The sequence below is a fragment of the Streptomyces sp. NBC_00154 genome, assembly GCF_026342835.1.
Lineage (GTDB): Bacteria > Actinomycetota > Actinomycetes > Streptomycetales > Streptomycetaceae > Streptomyces.
Map to the genome: position 1 here is coordinate 1,257,257 of NZ_JAPEMI010000002.1, position 15,945 is coordinate 1,273,201.

The 15,945-nt window shown below is 67.1% G+C and carries 18 protein-coding genes; 10 read left to right on the top strand and 8 right to left on the bottom strand.

The features are described from left to right. Window positions 1-260 precede the first annotated feature (260 nt). The gene (locus tag OHA03_RS42265; protein ID WP_267009238.1) at window positions 261-806 is read right to left on the bottom strand and encodes a hypothetical protein; all 546 of its coding nucleotides are present in this window, start codon (window positions 804-806) and stop codon (window positions 261-263) included. A 306-nt stretch (window positions 807-1,112) separates the two neighbouring features. Beyond that, window positions 1,113-1,256: a hypothetical protein gene (locus tag OHA03_RS42270; RefSeq protein ID WP_267009239.1), complete on the bottom strand. Its 144-nt coding sequence runs from the start codon at window positions 1,254-1,256 to the stop codon at window positions 1,113-1,115. Window positions 1,257-1,842: 586 nt separating this feature from the next. On the opposite strand from OHA03_RS42270, the gene OHA03_RS42275 reads away from it, so the two are divergent. Further along, on the top strand, window positions 1,843-2,052 hold the full coding sequence (locus OHA03_RS42275; RefSeq protein ID WP_267009240.1) for a hypothetical protein: 210 nt from the start codon (window positions 1,843-1,845) through the stop codon (window positions 2,050-2,052). 329 nt (window positions 2,053-2,381) lie between these two features. Here the strand turns inward: OHA03_RS42275 and OHA03_RS42280 are convergent, their stop codons facing one another. Continuing rightward, window positions 2,382-2,777 (bottom strand): VOC family protein, encoded by a 396-nt coding sequence (locus OHA03_RS42280; RefSeq protein WP_267009241.1) that lies wholly within the window; start codon window positions 2,775-2,777, stop codon window positions 2,382-2,384. Between the two features lie 173 nt (window positions 2,778-2,950). Between OHA03_RS42280 and OHA03_RS42285 the strand changes: the two genes are divergently transcribed. Further along, the gene (locus OHA03_RS42285) at window positions 2,951-3,085 is read left to right on the top strand and encodes a hypothetical protein (RefSeq protein WP_267009242.1); all 135 of its coding nucleotides are present in this window, start codon (window positions 2,951-2,953) and stop codon (window positions 3,083-3,085) included. Between the two features lie 3 nt (window positions 3,086-3,088). Continuing rightward, a complete protein-coding gene (locus OHA03_RS42290) occupies window positions 3,089-3,769 on the top strand; it encodes a transposase family protein (protein WP_267009243.1) in 681 nt (226 codons plus the stop codon). Window positions 3,770-3,875: 106 nt separating this feature from the next. On the opposite strand, the gene OHA03_RS42295 is transcribed toward OHA03_RS42290, so the two are convergent. Further along, window positions 3,876-4,700 carry a hypothetical protein gene (locus OHA03_RS42295; RefSeq protein WP_267009244.1) on the bottom strand — a complete coding sequence of 275 codons (825 nt, stop codon included), beginning with the start codon at window positions 4,698-4,700 and terminating at the stop codon, window positions 3,876-3,878. 60 nt (window positions 4,701-4,760) lie between these two features. Then, window positions 4,761-5,048 carry a hypothetical protein gene (locus tag OHA03_RS42300; protein WP_267009245.1) on the bottom strand — a complete coding sequence of 96 codons (288 nt, stop codon included), beginning with the start codon at window positions 5,046-5,048 and terminating at the stop codon, window positions 4,761-4,763. Between the two features lie 321 nt (window positions 5,049-5,369). On the opposite strand from OHA03_RS42300, the gene OHA03_RS42305 reads away from it, so the two are divergent. The 5 genes from OHA03_RS42305 to OHA03_RS42325 all read left to right on the top strand — a co-directional run bounded on the left by OHA03_RS42305 (window position 5,370) and on the right by OHA03_RS42325 (window position 9,282). Continuing rightward, a complete protein-coding gene (locus tag OHA03_RS42305; protein WP_267009661.1) occupies window positions 5,370-5,786 on the top strand; it encodes a hypothetical protein in 417 nt (138 codons plus the stop codon). 189 nt (window positions 5,787-5,975) lie between these two features. Continuing rightward, window positions 5,976-6,254 (top strand): DUF5372 family protein, encoded by a 279-nt coding sequence (locus tag OHA03_RS42310; protein WP_267009246.1) that lies wholly within the window; start codon window positions 5,976-5,978, stop codon window positions 6,252-6,254. 174 nt (window positions 6,255-6,428) lie between these two features. Next, window positions 6,429-6,905 (top strand): helix-turn-helix domain containing protein, encoded by a 477-nt coding sequence (locus OHA03_RS42315; protein ID WP_267009247.1) that lies wholly within the window; start codon window positions 6,429-6,431, stop codon window positions 6,903-6,905. Window positions 6,906-6,936: 31 nt separating this feature from the next. Continuing rightward, window positions 6,937-7,194 (top strand): hypothetical protein, encoded by a 258-nt coding sequence (locus OHA03_RS42320; protein ID WP_267009248.1) that lies wholly within the window; start codon window positions 6,937-6,939, stop codon window positions 7,192-7,194. Window positions 7,195-7,221: 27 nt separating this feature from the next. Then, window positions 7,222-9,282: a recombinase family protein gene (locus tag OHA03_RS42325; protein WP_267009249.1), complete on the top strand. Its 2,061-nt coding sequence runs from the start codon at window positions 7,222-7,224 to the stop codon at window positions 9,280-9,282. Window positions 9,283-10,244: 962 nt separating this feature from the next. Here OHA03_RS42325 and OHA03_RS42330 read toward each other — a convergent pair. Beyond that, on the bottom strand, window positions 10,245-10,661 hold the full coding sequence (locus tag OHA03_RS42330; RefSeq protein WP_267009250.1) for a YeeE/YedE thiosulfate transporter family protein: 417 nt from the start codon (window positions 10,659-10,661) through the stop codon (window positions 10,245-10,247). Continuing rightward, window positions 10,661-11,314 (bottom strand): YeeE/YedE family protein, encoded by a 654-nt coding sequence (locus OHA03_RS42335; RefSeq protein WP_267009251.1) that lies wholly within the window; start codon window positions 11,312-11,314, stop codon window positions 10,661-10,663. Before OHA03_RS42335 ends, OHA03_RS42330 begins: the two co-directional genes overlap by 1 nt. Window positions 11,315-13,249: 1,935 nt before the next feature. Here OHA03_RS42335 and OHA03_RS42340 point away from each other — a divergent pair. After that, a complete protein-coding gene (locus tag OHA03_RS42340) occupies window positions 13,250-13,996 on the top strand; it encodes an SGNH/GDSL hydrolase family protein (RefSeq protein ID WP_267009252.1) in 747 nt (248 codons plus the stop codon). A gap of 446 nt (window positions 13,997-14,442) precedes the next feature. Here the strand turns inward: OHA03_RS42340 and OHA03_RS42345 are convergent, their stop codons facing one another. After that, window positions 14,443-14,676, bottom strand: coding sequence for a hypothetical protein (locus OHA03_RS42345; RefSeq protein WP_267009253.1), 234 nt, complete (start codon window positions 14,674-14,676; stop codon window positions 14,443-14,445). A gap of 520 nt (window positions 14,677-15,196) precedes the next feature. Here OHA03_RS42345 and OHA03_RS42350 point away from each other — a divergent pair. Then, window positions 15,197-15,721 (top strand): hypothetical protein, encoded by a 525-nt coding sequence (locus tag OHA03_RS42350; RefSeq protein ID WP_267009254.1) that lies wholly within the window; start codon window positions 15,197-15,199, stop codon window positions 15,719-15,721. Window positions 15,722-15,945: the final 224 nt, after the last annotated feature.

Sequence of the window (15,945 nt, forward strand, 5' to 3'; positions counted from 1 at the left end):
GGACCTCGGCCTGGTACGGCTGCTGTCCGACGATCTCAAGGGGCACGGCCGAGGCGTCGCGTCGGTCCCCACCCACTGACGCGGGTTCCCGGGCGCACCGCAGCCGACATGCACTTGGACAGGGACGTTGGACTGCAGCCGCAGCACCTTCCGGCACCCCCTCGAGCTCGTACGAGCTGTCCTTGACCGCGTCATCTGCAAGCCGGGCCTGTTCCAACCGGCGGCGACGAACAACCGAGGCTTGTTGAGCCCGGGGCGGATCAGTCGCCGAGTGTGAATTCGAGCCCGCCAGCGCGCAGTTCGGCCTCGGTTTGCGTGAGGACGACGCGATGGGACGCCTCGACGGTGTAGAGCTTTGAGCCCGGGGTGATGTCGTCGACCGTGAACGCGAACGTGCAGCCCGCCTCGGTCTTTTCGTCGAAGTCGAGGGAGCCGGTGGCGACCAGGGTCCCGGCCGCGTCGGTGAGGTTGACCTGGGTGCCGAAGTCGGTGTCGGAGTAGCCACCCGAACCGGAACACGGTCTCTCGGTCTCAAGTCCCGTGCCGACCTCGATGAGGGTGAGCGTGCCGTCCGTCCCGAACGGTTCCGGCGCCCGCGTCTCTTCAGCCGTGGCGGAGCTGTAAGGGCCGGCGTTCGCCTTGACCTCGTCACTGCCGAGGAGGGACAAGGACAACCAGCAGGCTCCCACGCTGCGGCTCCCATGCCGACGCCAAGCACCATGACCGTGCTCCGCGACAGCCGCGCCCAGCGGGGACCGCTCGGGCAGGGCCACGGTCGGGTCGCCCGGCGGCGCGAACGTAGGCATGGCCGGGGAACCTGGGCCGTGATCGGGAACGGGGCAGGTACGGCGGCTTCGGGATCCGGCGCCGAGGCGGGGAGATGAGTGGGCTGCTCGGGCTCGGACCTCGCGGTGATTCCTCTCAGGAGGACTGGAGTGGACCTGAGTTGCGGACGCTGGCCATGCGCAACGGATCAGCGCCGCGCGTGGACAGGCCGACGCGCGGCCGTACGGGAGATGAGCGCCCCAAGACGCAGATCCGAGGGAAGGCGGGCCGCTGTGAGTGCTGCAGCCCGCCCTGCCGGGTACGGGGAAGCCAGAACCGTCGGGCCGTCACCCGACCTTCTCCCACTTCAGGCAGCCCTTCGTCTCGAAGTACACACCCTTGCGGGCCGTCACGCGCGCCTGGCCGGTGATGTTGTCGTTCGCGATGATCGCCCCGAGCTCGCCGGAGGCGTTCTTGAGCCGGGCCCACAACCAGCTCGGGCGTGAAGGTCCGCGTCAGCAGCCCCATCCGGATCCGCTCCGGGTAGCTCTCACCAGCTATGTGATCACGTGGCACAAGGCCGAGACTCCACTCGATCACGGGCTACTCAACCGACGTTGGTCCCCAGCCCCCGGTCAGAGCGACATAACGGCAGCTCAATCCGTGGTGAGCGCGGCCCGCTGTTGGCAAACCCTGCACATTGTGCACACGCAAGGCGGGCAGCAAGCTGACGGGATCCGGCTTCACCGGCGTCCGACAACCTTACGTGCGGGTATGTCTGATTGGCGTCAATCGGAGGGCCCACTCATGTCCATTCTCCGTTAAAACGCTTGTGAAGATGTCGTCACCGTCCGGTGGGTAATTGCGCGCAATTGCGTTTGCGATAGCGGAGCGTTGAGCGAATCGCCGACAAGTCGGCTGGACGGGCGGCCTGCTGAGGTGGTTGCATCGTGCGCCAGACGGAAGTTATCCCGATTATTCGGGCATCAGGCGACCGTTGAGCCGGCCGACTCGATTTACAGCTGAAGCTGGCCGGCACCATTCAGATATCAGAAGCCATGAAGGGAAGCGCAATTCATGCGTAGTTTCACGCCTCAGGTCGAGACCAGCGAGATTTCCGACGCCGACCTGGATAACGTTTCCGGCGGTCTCACCATTTCCGGCGGTGCCGCCTCCCCCCTCGGCGGCGTTTCCGGCGGTGTCTCTGTCGACGGCCCCGGTGAGATTCTTGGGGCCCTCCCGCTCGGTCTGTCCTTTCCGCAGGTCGCCGGTGGCGCCACCCTCTGACGGCGGCATTTGCTGCGAGGCGTCACAGCCAGGAGCATCACTCAACCTACGGGAGTACCAGAAATCCCGATGCGGTTGGCCGGGGATCCCGGAACTCTTCGTTCCGGGATCCCCGGATGCTCTTGGTCGCGGACTTTCATCTGGGCAGTTGACCACTTGTTTGCGCTGTACCGCACTGGGATTGACGAACTCCTCGCTCCGCACGTCGAAGCGAAGGTCGATGAGCCGGCCGTCGGCCTTGATTCGGGCCAGTACGCCCGGGCTGCTGAGGTCTACTCGGCAACGTGGTAGTTGCGGTGCGTGACGGTGTGCGGGTGCCCGCTCGCGGTTTAGCTCTGCGGTGCCAGGGTGCGTAGGACGCAGAACTCGTTGCCCTCGGGGTCTGCCATGACTACCCAGTTTCGGTCTGAGCCCTGGCCCACATCCGTCTCGGTGGCGCCGAGGCCGAGCAATCGGGTCACCTCGTCCTCGGTGCTGCCGTCGATCGGGCTGACGTCGAGGTGAAGCCGGTTCTTCACGGTCTTGCCCTCGGGTACCTGGATGAACAGCAGGGTGGGCGGCATCTGGCGGGCCCGAACATCCTCGACGGTCGGCACCCAGGAGCCGATCTCGACCTTGGCCTCGCTCCGGTCGATCACCTTGAAGTCCAGGACCTCGCACCAGAAGGCCGCGAGCCTCTCCGGATCGTGGCAGTCAACGGCCAACTCGGTGAACCTACTTGTCATGACTCTCCCAGATAGTACGGATGGGGCTCAGAGTATGCCGCCCGTCCGGCCGATCCGAGATCTTCCTGACTAGGGACATCAGACGGGCTTGACCCGGTATCAGATACGCGAGAAGCCCCTGGTGGGAACAGGTCTGCGAAGAACAGGTTCCGGGTACCGAGAGGCTTCACGCGTTGACCAGAATCACCTACATCGGCGTGCTCGATGTCAGCCGGGCCACTGCTGAGGCCTTTACGAAGCTGCTGCTCGAACACCGCGAGCGTCTCGCGACCCGCAAGGGCACCCGCGCCCTGGGGCCGTTCAAATAGGGCGTGTTGATCCTGCGCTGGTTCCTGGACGGTACCCGGCTGGCTCAACTTGCCTGCGACAACCGGATCTCCGTCCTGACGGCCTACCGCTACCTCCACGAAGGGCTGACCGTGCTCGCCGACCAGCCCCGGACCTGTCCACCGCACTGGAGCGCGGCCGAAGCCGGCTTTACACACCTCAACCTCGACGGCACCGTCATCCGTACCGATCGCGTCGCCGCCCCCGTCCCGAACAAGGCCGACCTGTGGTGGTCGGGCAAGCACAAGCACCACGGCGGAACGTCCAGGTCACTTCCGCACCCGACGGCTGGCCGCTCTGGGTCTCGCCGGTCCCGGCCCGGCCGCGAGCACGACACCACCCGCGCCCGTACCCACGGCCTGATCGCCGCCCTGAACCGGCTCGCCGGCACCCTCGACATCCCCCTGACCGACCTCGGCTACCAGAACGCCGGGGCCGGCCTCCGCCACCCGGTCAAAAAACCCAAGGGCGGCGAACTCACCGACGATGCCAAGGCGTTCAACTCCGTCATCCGAGGCGTCCACGGCGTGGCCGAACGCGCCAACGTCCTCCTCAAGGTGACCCTCAAGGCTCTGCGCAGGGTCAGCCTCGACCCCAAGGCAATCACCCGGATCACCCGCGCCGCCCTCGTCCTGCTCCAGATGGAACGCGGTCGCACCAGCTGATCGGAGAGCACGAACCGTCACGAGACGTTACCGAGTAGGGCTCACTGAACTTGATTGGGTGATGTCGGCTTCGGTTGACGTGCCACCTCCCGCCCGTCCCGATCTTTCAGCAACGGGTCGGTTGCAGGCGCTCGATGCGGTCGAGGTCGCCGGTGAGCAGGTCGCGGTGACTGATGGTGAAGTCTCCGTTGGGCCGAGTCTGCCCGCGGCCGTAGTGTCGGCCGACGACGGCGGTGGGGAGGAAGGCGCTCAGGCGGTGGCGCATGTCCCCGGGGTACACGACGGGTGCGCCCCAGTCGGAGGGGGCTTCGTCGGTGGAGAACAGGACCCAGTGGTCCACGGGCACGGTGGCGTCGAGGTCCGGCGCCTTACCGGTGTGGCTGTCCAGGGCCGGCACGGTCAGCCGGTCGGGGTCGAGGGGCGGATACCACAGCAGCAAGGGCTTGGCGCGTTGCGCGTCGGCGTTGTCGAAGCAGCACACGGCGATGGTGTGGTCGGGGAAGTGGTCGGCGTAGAAGTGCAGGAGATCCGGGTCGAGATCGGGGCGCCGGTGCGGCGGCACCTGCCACAGCGCGGCGGGGACCGCGGTGGGGTCGTCTGCCAAGAGCACCGTGTAGACGTCGTGGTCGAAGACCTGGACGGGCTTCGGTTCCGCGCTCATCCACGCGATGCCGTCGGCTGTGGCGGCGACGTCTTCCACGGCGGCGACCATGCGGTGGAGGATGTCGCCGGCGCGCCGGGCGGAGAGGAAGTGCCGGGGTGTGAGCTGCCTGGCGGGCAGGTGCAGCAGCATGGCGTTCGGGCCGTCCGCCAGGTTGACGGCCGTGTTTTGGTAGCCCAGGACGTGGATGAGGCCGTGCACGCGGTGGTGCTGGCGCCCGCAGTACACGATCGTGCCGGAGAACGCGGCCTCACCTGTCGAGATACACATGGCGGCAAGGTACCGCCCCTGTCCGGCGGGCGCCGAGGGGGCCTGGCCTGCTGAGGACCGCTACCGCCGATGGACGGCCCCAACGCGGAGTCTGAAGGCTGTCAGCACGGTGCCGGTCAGCTCGAGGGTGTCCAGCAGGGGCTGGAGGGAGGGGATCTCGTTGCTCTCAGAGGCGATCTGCTGCTGGGCCAGGACCACGCAGTGGTGCTCCATGGCGGCCAGCAGCTGGGTCGCCGCAGCCGTACCGGTACGCGAGGCGCGTACCACGTTTCCCTCGACCGCAACCCCGCGTCGCGCCGTCCGCTTCTCCTTCGACAGGGCCGGGGGTGCTGGGCAGGCACCTGGCATCAGCGCAGGGACTCCACCAAGGTCCCTGCTGCACCACTCGGCGGGACAGCACCGGAGGAAGAAAAGAACTGGCGGCATGACAACCGTTTTCGTGGTCCCTTGCGAGTAGCAGGCACGGCAGCGGATTCGTGAACGTAGGGTGATGAATCTGAATCGATGTCTCGGAACCAATGTGAATTTCCCGGATCCAATACGCGATCCAGAAGGGTCAACGGCCTGGTGACGGGCGAATCCACTGCAATGGAGGCCGAATTCTCGTGGCTTGTATTTACGTCGCATGTCAGGTACGTAGGTGGCGTGAACAATCATCCCCATGAACCCATAGGCACACAGCCAGCACGTGATCCCTACGGAAGCAACCTCAGCCACAGAAATTACCCTGGCTATCAAGGTAGCCATCCGGGCGGACAGGGGGACTACGATTACTCGAACCCGACCCCGCGCCGTCAGCGCCGGGAAGGCGAAAGCCGGGACCGCACGGCGCTCGTCATCCAGACGATCGGCGACATCGCCGTCGGCTTCCTCGTCCTGTGGATCTTGCTCTACCTGCTGGACGCCAACCAGTCCAACGGCTTCGTAGAGTTTGTCCGCGGCATGGCCGAATGGCTGGCTGGCTGGTCGCAGGACATCTTCACCATGAACACCGAGGGTCTTCGCGTCCTCCTCAACTACGGCCTACCCGCGTTGGTTTACCTGGGCGTGGGACATGGCATCGCGGCTTGGGTGCGCCGCCTCTGAGCCGGGGTGCGGCTGCACGAACCGCGCGCAAAGCCGCCCGCGCAGACCGGATCTTCGGCATGCCGATGGTGCGGGTGGCGAAGGTGTGCCGGTGGACGTACTCGACCTTCAGGATGCTGGTGAACGCCTCACTGACCGCGTTGGCATTCACCGTCGAATGCGCTCGTTCCCCGCGTTGGCGATGGATGCGTGCGGTTGATCCATCCGTTTCATCCTCGGTGCGGTGAGGCTTTCGAGTTCCTCGAGCGGCTCAACTCGTGGCGCGGAGATGTGGTGTTGGTCCTCGATGGTCAGGGCCGCAGGTGCTCGTTCCCGCTGGAGTGGACCGATATGGCGCTGGTGGATGCGTTCCTCGCGGCGGCCCGCGGTGGTTGTCCGTATCGGACCGGGGATCTGGTCGAGTTGGCGGATCTGGTGGCCGGGCTGCTGTCTGACGGCCGGAACGGTGTCGGGGAGATGACGCCGTGATCGTCGTGGGATTGAGGCCGCTGTTGGGGGCGCTCGCGGGTGCCGCTGGGGGCGTGCGGAGGCTCGGGATGGTCCGTGACCTGCTTCTTCCGCTTCTCTGCTCGGCCTTCGCGCTCTTGGCCCCGGTGGTGGGCGGTCTGATTCTGGGGACATCGGGATCGACTGGGAGGCGCGATGAGCCAGCCGGCAGGCAAGAAGGCTGCACTGAAGGAGTTCCGGGCGCTCAATCCGCGGCCCGAAGCCGTGACCGACGAGGACTTCGCCGCTTGTCCGTTCCTGGACCCGGACGATGTGGTGCAGGTCAAGTACGAGATGGTGCGCCGGGTGAGGGTGGACAGGATCCCCGTGGCCCAAGCCGCTGCGGCCTTCGGGTTCTGCCGGCAGACCTTCTATGTGATCGCCGCCGCGCTGGACGCAGGCGGGCCGGCCGCGCTGGTGCCGGGCAAACCCGGCCCGAAGGGACCGCGCAAGCTCACCGAGGAGGTCATGGAGTTCATCGGACAACTCCGGGCGGGCGATGCCTCGGTGCGGTCGGCCCAACTGGCGGAAGCGGTCTTGGAACGGTTCGGGATCACCGTTCATCCGCGGTCGGTGGAGAAAGCCTTGGCCAGGCGGCGCGAGCCACGCACTGCGGAGGAAGCCCATTGCTGACGAGGCGGCAGTCGAGGTGGGTGGGGCCGAGGTGGCTGGAAGGTATGAGGACCTGCGGGCCGCGGTCCTCGGCGGTGTCGACCGGGGATCCCGGCACGGCTGGGCGGTGCTGGCCCGTTCCGGCATGGCCGCCTGGATCAAGGCAGTCGTTCGAATTCCCGTTGCATCACGGGTCGTTCAGCACGAGCCGTCGGCGCCGGTCGCGGCGCCGGTCGCGGTGGCGGGCGAGTTGGTGGAGGTGCTGGCGCGCATGGCATGGACGGCGGCCGGGGGCTGCCGCAGCGGATAACCAGAGCGACGCGGCGAGGAGGGTGTGGTGAGTATCGAGCAGAGTGGGAAAGTCACGGCGGAGCATCTGCGGCGGGACGCGTATCTGTATGTGCGCCAGTCCTCGCTCAAGCAGGTCGTCAACAACAGCGAGTCCACCCAGCGGCAGTACGCTCTTCGCGGCCGGGCCGTCGCGCTGGGCTGGGAGGACTCCCAGGTCATCGTGATCGACTCCGATCAGGGCCGCTCCGGGGCCTCGACGGCGGGCCGCGACGGCTTCCAGCACCTGGTCGCCGAGGTCTCCATGGGACATGCCGGGATCGTCCTGGGACTCGAGGTGTCCCGCCTGGCCAGGAACAACACCGACTGGCACCGGCTTTTGGAGATCTGTGCGCTGTCCGGGACGCTGATCCTGGACGAGGACGGACTATACGATCCGCGCACTTTCAACGACCGGCTCGTGCTGGGCATGAAAGGCACCATGTCGGAGGCCGAACTCCACCTGTTGGCAGCCCGGTTGCGGGGCGGGCAGCTGGCCAAGGCCCGCCGCGGCGAGCTCAAGCAGGGCCTGCCGGTCGGCTATGTCCACGACTATGCCGACCGGATCGTCAAGGACCCAGACGCCTCGGTGCGGGCCGTCGTCGAGCACGTTGTGGACCTCTTCGCGGCCACCGGCTCGGCCCGCCAGGTCGTCAAGGCCTTCGCCGCCGGCCGTCTCACTTTCCCCTCCCGTATCCGCACCGGCCCGCGCAAGGGCGAGCTGGTCTGGGGCCCGCTCAAGCACTGGCAGGTCCTCAACGTCCTGCACAACCCGCTCTATGCAGGGGCGTTCTGTTACGGACGACGCAAAGTCGAGCGCAGTCCGGACGGCAGGACCCACATCCGGCTGCTGCCGCGCGAGCAGTGGGACACCCTCATCCAAGATCACCACGAGGGCTATATGGCCTTCGCCCGGTGGGAGTCGAACCAGACCGCACTCGCCGCGCAGGCCGCCTCCCGCGGCTTGGAGCGGACCGCGACCGCACCGCGTGAGGGTCCCGCGCTGCTGCAGGGCCTGGTGATCTGCGGCCGCTGCGGCCGGCGCATGACCATCGCCTATCACCTGCGGCAAGGCCGCGAAGTCTCCGACTACCGGTGCATGACCCACGCCATCCAAAACGGAGGCAAGGTCTGCCAGCGCATCCCCGGCCCCGGCATCGAACAGGCCGTCGCCACCCTGCTGTTGGACGAGCTGACCCCGTTCGCGGTCGAAGCCGCCCTGAAGGTCACCGACCGCCTCGCCGCCCAGGCAGCCGAGGCCGACCGGCTCCGATCCGCCCATCTCCAACGCGCCCAGCACCGCGCCGACCTGGCCAAACGCCGCTATCTTGCGGTCGACCCGGACAACCGTCTCGTCGCCGACAGTCTGGAAGCGGACTGGAACGCGGCCCTGCGCGAGGTCGCCGCCGCCCGCAAGGACATCGAACGCGCCCGCATCGAAGCCGAACCCGTCAACGAGGCGCTGCGGGAGAAACTGGCCCACCTCGCCGGCGACGTGCACCGACTCTGGCACGATCAGGGCACTCCGATGCGGGAACGCAAACGCATCGCCCGCCTGCTGATCACGGACGTCACCCTCACCAAGGCCGAACAGATCACCGCCCAGGTCCGGCTGTCCGGCGGCCGCCACCACACCCTGGACCTGCCCCTCCCCCTCGGCGGCGGGAAACTGTGGCAGACCCCGACACCCGTCGTCGCAGCCATCGACACCCTCCTCGAGGACCACACCGACGCGGAGATCGCCGACATCCTCAACCAGCGCGGCCTGACCAGCGGCAAGGGCCTGCCCTTCCACCGCCTCCTGGTCCGGGACATCCGCGAGGACTACCAGCTCACCAGCCGCTTCGACCGGCTGCGGGACCGCGGTCTGCTGACCGCCTACGAACTCGCCGACCTCCTCGGCGTCAGCGTTCCGACCGTCTGGAAGTGGCACCGGGCCGGACTGCTCGAGGGCGAGAAGTACAACGACAAGAACGCCCGCCTCTACCCCCACCCGGGGCCCAACTCGCCCCGCGTCCAGCAAGGCGTACGCCTCGACCACCGCCGACCAGCAACAACGACCTCAAAGTAAACCCGATAGGAGAAGAGGAGCAGTGTGATGACAAGTGCTTGTCGAAGCACGACCCAACCCGGCCCATCAACTGTGTGACGCCGAGCCTGCGGCGGGCCCGCCTGAACCGGCGTGAGCCGTATTCGCTACGCGGTCGGGGTACGTCTCCCCCGCGCGCTGCAAGTGGTGTGTAGCCGCGATGACCGAGTTGCGATGCCATCAAGAGCCCCACTCCGCAGGGGCGTTGATCTGGCGTCGACTCCCGGTCTCAGGTGACACTTCCGCCCCTCGGCGCGCTGTAGGAAGTGGGCCCGATCATGAGGGTCTAGGGGCCCGCCCTCTAGGGGGAGGCACGCGGGCCCCAGCGTGCAGGGGCAGACTGGTCACCCCCGTGCTGCCTGCTCCTGCACGTGCATGAAGCGGTCCGGGCGCCCCACCGAGGCTTGGCGCCCGAGCCTTCATGGTGGGTGGGGTGGCAGGGACCCACGCCAGGGCTGCGGGCACCGACGGCGGTGAGGATCCGCACCCGAGCAGGTGGCGCACAGCACAGCCGGCGCGGGCTCTCCCACACGGTGTAACAGGCGGACTGTCCGCCACGCAGTACCCCGTGGGCGCGCGGTCCCCCCGTGCTGTGCATCCGCGGCAGACGTGAGCAGAGGCGCCTCAGCCTCTGCCCGCGTCATCTTGAGTACAGCGACGGAGAGCTGAGACGGAGGACCGCGTTGAGCGCGGGCACGCTCATAGCGGACCAATACCAGCTGGAGGTGCGGCTCGGCCGCAGTGGCATGGATGAGGTCTGGCGCACCATCGACCAGCTGCGGCAGACGAGGCCTCCGCCTCGCTCACGACCACGGGCCAAGTGTGCGGGATGACAAGCTACTTCGCGTCCACGTAGCGCACCTGGGCGCCCGGAGTAGGACCAGCGGCATGAGGAAGCTCAGCAGGAGCCTTGCTTGGTTAGTCGTGTCGGTGGACACCCTTGGCTACAGCCCGCAGGAGCCGCGGTCGAGGTGGAAGTAACGGGCGTTGGCCCAGCGGCACAGCCGGATACCGACGACGACGCCGGCGATCGTGACCAGGGCGGGCAGGTAACCGCTAGCGACCTGGATGATCGGGATTGCCGGGCACCCACCTGAGATCGCCCAGCCCGTACCGAACAACACCGCGCCGGGGATCACGCCGGCGTGGATGCGCCCCGGGGTGCGGCGGACCCGCAGCAGAGCGAACACGCACACGATGATTGCGACGGCGCCGGCGAAGGAGAGGAACATGCGCAGGTCCTGGAAGGTGAACATGCGGTTCAGCTCAGCGTAATCGCCGAAGCCGATGTTGGTGACGGTATAACCGAGGGCCAGTCCGGTGATGGTGTTGGCCAGCAGAATCGCGCCCCGGGTGCGCATCAGATCACCTTCCACAAGAGGAACGACACCCCGACGGCGGTGCCGAAGAACACGGCGGTCGCGACGATGCTGACCGGGCGTAGACGGCCGCAGCCGTTAAGTCCGTGACCGGAGCTGCACCCGCCGGCCAGCCGGGTGCCAAAGCCGACCAGCACGCCTCCCACGAACAACAGAGCGATCATGGCGGTCGGATTGGCGGTGACTAGGTTCCGAAAACCCGGTCCCATGTCGAAGCGGAGCTGGAACCGCCCGGAGGTGACCGCGGCGATGCATCCGCCGAGGAAAGTCGACACCAGCAAGGCAGCCTGGGTGACGACCGGGACCTGACGCAGGCTCGTCACCGGGGGGCTCTCACCCCCCGTCGCCTCGACGTCCGGGCGCGGCTGTGTCTCCCCATAGGGAACCTGCTGCGGGGTGGGCGCGCCCGGGCCGGTTCCGAAGTGCTCAGCCGTGGCTGCGGCGAGCGCGTCGACGAGAGCCTGCTCGTCGGTGAACTCCTCCTCCAGCCGCTCGAGGTGGCGTTCGCTGCGCCAGTGCAACACGCGATCCCACGCCGACGACACCCCGAAAGATCGATCGGTGGCGAGGGTGTAGGCGATGGTGATGAGAGCGAGCCCGATAGCGCCCGCCCACCAGGGCCAGTAGGTACTCATGCGGGGCCTCTCATCCAATCGACGAGCCGCGCCCACCAGCCGCGCTTCGAGCTGGGCGCCTGCCGTCTGTATCGAACGGGGTGATCTGCTGGCTGGGCAAACTGTCCATGTGGTGACGTCTGGTGACGCCGGGTCGGTGGCGGCGGGGGTGCTGTTTCAAACGGTGCCGTTTCCCAGTGGGCTGTGCTCTCCGGCGCTGCGGTTCCAGGTCCATACGGCTCTGGCGGTCGAGTCGGGGCCGGTTGGGACCCAGAAGCGGTCTCCGGTGACCAGGAATCGGGTTGCGACGGCGGGGCCTGCCGGGGTGTCTGCCTTGAGTTGGCCGCGCCGGACCGGCTCGCGTCGGCCTCGGCTCTGAGGTGGAGCGCGTGGTGTCCGTTGGGCAGCAGAGTGATGGGCACGCGCTCGCCGGTGAGTGACAGCTGGTAACGCGCACAGTCGCGCCACTGATCCTCGCTGTCGCAGTAGTAGTCGCGCCAGCCCTGTAAGCTCGCCCTGAGTAGGGGGAAAAGGGGACATCCTGCGGCGTGCGAGCAAGCCATGTTGCTCCCTCCTGACCGGCGCACACCGCCCGTTTGGGGAGCGCGGTTGCCGTTCTCGGTTCTTGTCCTTGCCGCGCCCGGTCGACGATCTCAAAGCGTCGAGGAATGCAGGCACAGCACCGCACTGTGACTGCCCGTCACCGCGTTCAGGGGTGATGCAACCATTGTTTCGGTGTCCCGAGCAACCTAAGCGAGTTTTCAACCAGATCACTTGACATCAGTTAGTGAGATATGTGCCACGTGCTCGCCAATCTCTCATGTCCGGATATTCGCGGCCGACAGCGAGATCGCTACGATCGTAATTCGAGCTCATGGTCGTGGCCTCAGCCGGCACGAGGCAGTCGTTTGTGGAGAGGATGCGAATATTGGAGTTGGTCGTGGCGAGGGCGTGAATATTGCAGATCTAAATGAAGACGCTAATGGAGGGGAATCATGTGCCAACGCGCTGTCTGTCCGACGTGCCTGAAGGCGACCTATGAGGGGTGCGGGAGGCATGTCGAGCAAGTACTCACCGGTGTGCCAACGCCTCAGCGGTGCACGTGTGAGTCGGCGAAGAGCAGGCGCGCGCGCAGTTGGCCACCAGAGGCCACGGCTCGATCGGAACCGGTGTCGGTCGGGTCGGGCGAGCCCTCACGAGCCACGCGCATTCCCCGGCGCCCAGGGAGTTCGTCAGACCGACCGAGGGATGGTTGGTGGACCCGGCTGGCCGATTGGATGAATGGCCCGGCATGAGGTAGTGGTCCGAGGAGCTGGGCCGCGCTCTTCCTGCGCACGCTGATCGCGGACCCAGCATTCCGTTACCGCGGAAGTGGCTGTCCCGTCCCAATCACCGGCAACAGTCAGCGGCTTTCCGGAAGCGCGTGGTCGCGGCGACGCCGCGCTCGGCTGCGGGACGTGGGGCCGAGGGCGTTCAGGGGCGCGGCCGGGTACGTCCTTCGGGACGATCGATGTCGCTGTTGAAGCGCTCCAGGAAGGTGGCGAACGCGGCCACCCCCCTCCGCGGCGGCCTGACTCTGGCGCTCGGCCCGGCCTCCTGGCTGCTGATTGCGACGGTCTCGTACGACGCGAGGTCCTGCTCACCACCTGACGCCCTGTCCGACCGTGCCGGGATCCGGCATCGAGGCGATGCGAACCGCATCGGACTCGTCGGTGTCAAGTCCGTTATCAAGCCGCGTTGTTCGCCCCGGTCGAACCCCGACCACACACGGCACGGTCGTCGACCAATCCGTCGGAAAAAAGATCACCGGCATCGGGTCCAGTCAGAAAACTTTTTGACATGAACACTTCCCACGGCTCCGATCGCTTGCTACCAAGTGGTAGCAAGCTTTCCTGTCAGGGAGGTTCCGTGAGACCGACCAAGTCGTTATCAGCCCTCGCCACGCTGATCCTTGCGATGGTGTTCAGCCTGTTGCTGACCGGTCCGGCGCATGCTGCCGGCCCGGCGTACGTAGCGCTGGGGGACTCCTACTCGTCCGGCAACGGCGCGGGTAACTACGACAGCGCGAGCGGCGGCTGTCACCGCAGCTTCAGCGCGTACCCGTACCTGTGGAAGAACGCCCACGCCCCGTCCTCGTTCGCCGACACCTCCTGCTCGGGTGCGGTGACCACGGACGTGACCAACAACCAGCTCGGCCCTCTGAACTCGACCACCGGGCTGGTCTCCCTCACCATCGGCGGCAATGACGCGGGATTCTCCGACGTCATGACCACCTGTGTGGCCGGCTCGGACTCCGACTGCGTCAACCGGGTCAACCAGGCCGAGGCCTACGCCCAGAACACGCTCCCCGCCCGCCTGGACGCCGTCTACAACGCGATCCGCGCCAAGGCGCCCAACGCCAAGGTCGTCGTGCTCGGTTACCCGCGCATGTACACGCTCAACGTCTTCTGCGTCGGCCTGTCCGACACCAAGCACCGCAAGGTCGACGAGGCCGCGGACGTCATCGACAACGTCATATCCAGCCGGGCCGCCGCCCACGGCTTCGTCTTCGGTGACGTGCGCAGCACCTTCAACGGACACGAACTGTGCTCCGGCGACGACTGGCTGCACGCCCTGGTGGCCTCGCCGAGCTGGGAGTCGTACCACCCCACGGCCACCGGCCACTCGAGCGGCTACTACCCTGTCCTCAACGCCAAGAGCTGACCACTCCCACGAACCGGCGCACCGCAGAGCCCCTGTCCGCCGCACTCCGCGAACAGGGGCTCCTTCGGTGACCCCCGCGCCCAGGCCGCCCGCGCGCCCACCCAAATCCGGGAACGCCAGGGCCCACCGGTTGAACTGAATATCCGTCAACAAGTGTCGGCCGACGTGCGCATCGCCATCGTCTGCGACAACTGTGAGCACGGGCTGCTCCTGCCGACAGGGTTCTCGTAAGTCCTCCGGCCACACCTTGGTCGCAGCAGGGCCGCTGTCAGTGGGCCGGCCTACGCTCTGCGGTCATGGCGACAGTGTCCTTCGTCGACGAGACGACATCGGGCACCCGACAGGACGCGTGGGAGCTGGCGATGGCCGATTCACGCCTTTGGCGGGGCGCAGCTACCGAACCGCCCCGCCCCCGAAACAGCGCCCGGGAGCCGGGCGAACGCCCGTCAGCCCTCGATCGACGGCTCCGGATGCAGGACCGCCCTCTTCGCGGCCATCTCCAATGCGTACCTGCCCTGTTCGGTCGCCTCGGCCTCGGCGATCACGGCAGCCTGGAACGCTTCCGCCGCCCTACGCCACGGTGCCCAGCGCTCTTCGGTGTACGGCTCACTCAGAGCCTTCTCCTGCGCAGCCAGCGAAGCACGCGCCAGCTCGATCAGTTCGTCACTGGGTTTCGCCACGGCCGGATCGTAAACGGCGGCACTGGCAATCGACCGGAACCACGCAGCTCACGCCGCCTCGACGACGTCCGCCCGGACCGAGGCTCCGACGACAGCACGGCACCCGACCGCTCCCAGAGTGCACGAATGCCCTCGTTCACCGCGGCAGGAGAGCGCACAGGCCTGGCAGGAGAAGTGGTTGGGGGCATGCGAAAAGAGTGCGACGGGCAACTGACAATGCACCCCGCCCGACCGTCACTTGAAGCGGTCGTTGCTCGGGTCGTTGGGCATGTACGTAGGTCGGCCGAGCTGTTGATGCTGGTCCGTACAGCGCGGAGGATCGCACGATGGCGAGGCGGTTTAACGTCCCTGCTCCCGACGGACCTCCGTCTCACACCTCGGCGTTAACGGTCGTGCCCAGCAGCTTTGCCAACTCGTCCGGACGCACTCTTGTGACGCGCGTAGAACTCGGGCACTATCTCCCTGCTCCACCATGCGGCAACTCCACGCCAAAGTTGTCATGAGCAGGAGGAAACCCCCTATGTTGCACCGCCCGAAACTGCGCTCGGCCCTGACCGCGCTCGCCCTCGTCCTCGGCGCCGCGTTCGCCCCCGGTATCGGCGTTCTCGGCAGCGGCGCCACCGAGGCCCACGCCGTCACCAAGCTCACGCACGCACAGGCGACGTCCATGTTCCGCTCGTCCGGCATCACCTGGTCGTCCTCCGGCGGCTGCTCCGACCGGAACAACCCCACCTGCACATCCTTCGAGCAGCTCAACCTCGCCACCGCCCAGGGGGCCCAGACCCTCAAGAGCGCCACCGGCTGCGCGCTCAACATCACCGGCGGCACCGAGACCGGCCACGCCAGCGGTACGTACTCGCACTGGAACGGCTACAAGCTCGACTACGGCAAGTCCACCTGTCTCACCAACTACATCCACAACGCCTTCAGCTACGTAGGGCTCCGTGGAGACGGAGCTCCCCAGTACAAGTCCGGCTCCGGCAACATCTACGCGGACGAGGGCAACCACTGGGACGTCCTCTACTACAACTGCGGCGGCTGCTGAGCCGGCAGACAGAAGTGCCCCCGTCCGGCGGACGGGGGCACGCCGGGGCTCAGAACCCCACGCCTGCGGGTCCGCCGGTTCACCTGCGCGGACACCTCCTGCGGGCGGCAAACCTTCTTCCTTCCGTCGAGGAGTTGATGGCCGTTCAGCGCCTCAGAACGGACCCTCGCCGTAGGGGCGATCGTCACCGCCACGGTCGCCCTGGAGCACTCCCCAGTCAAGGT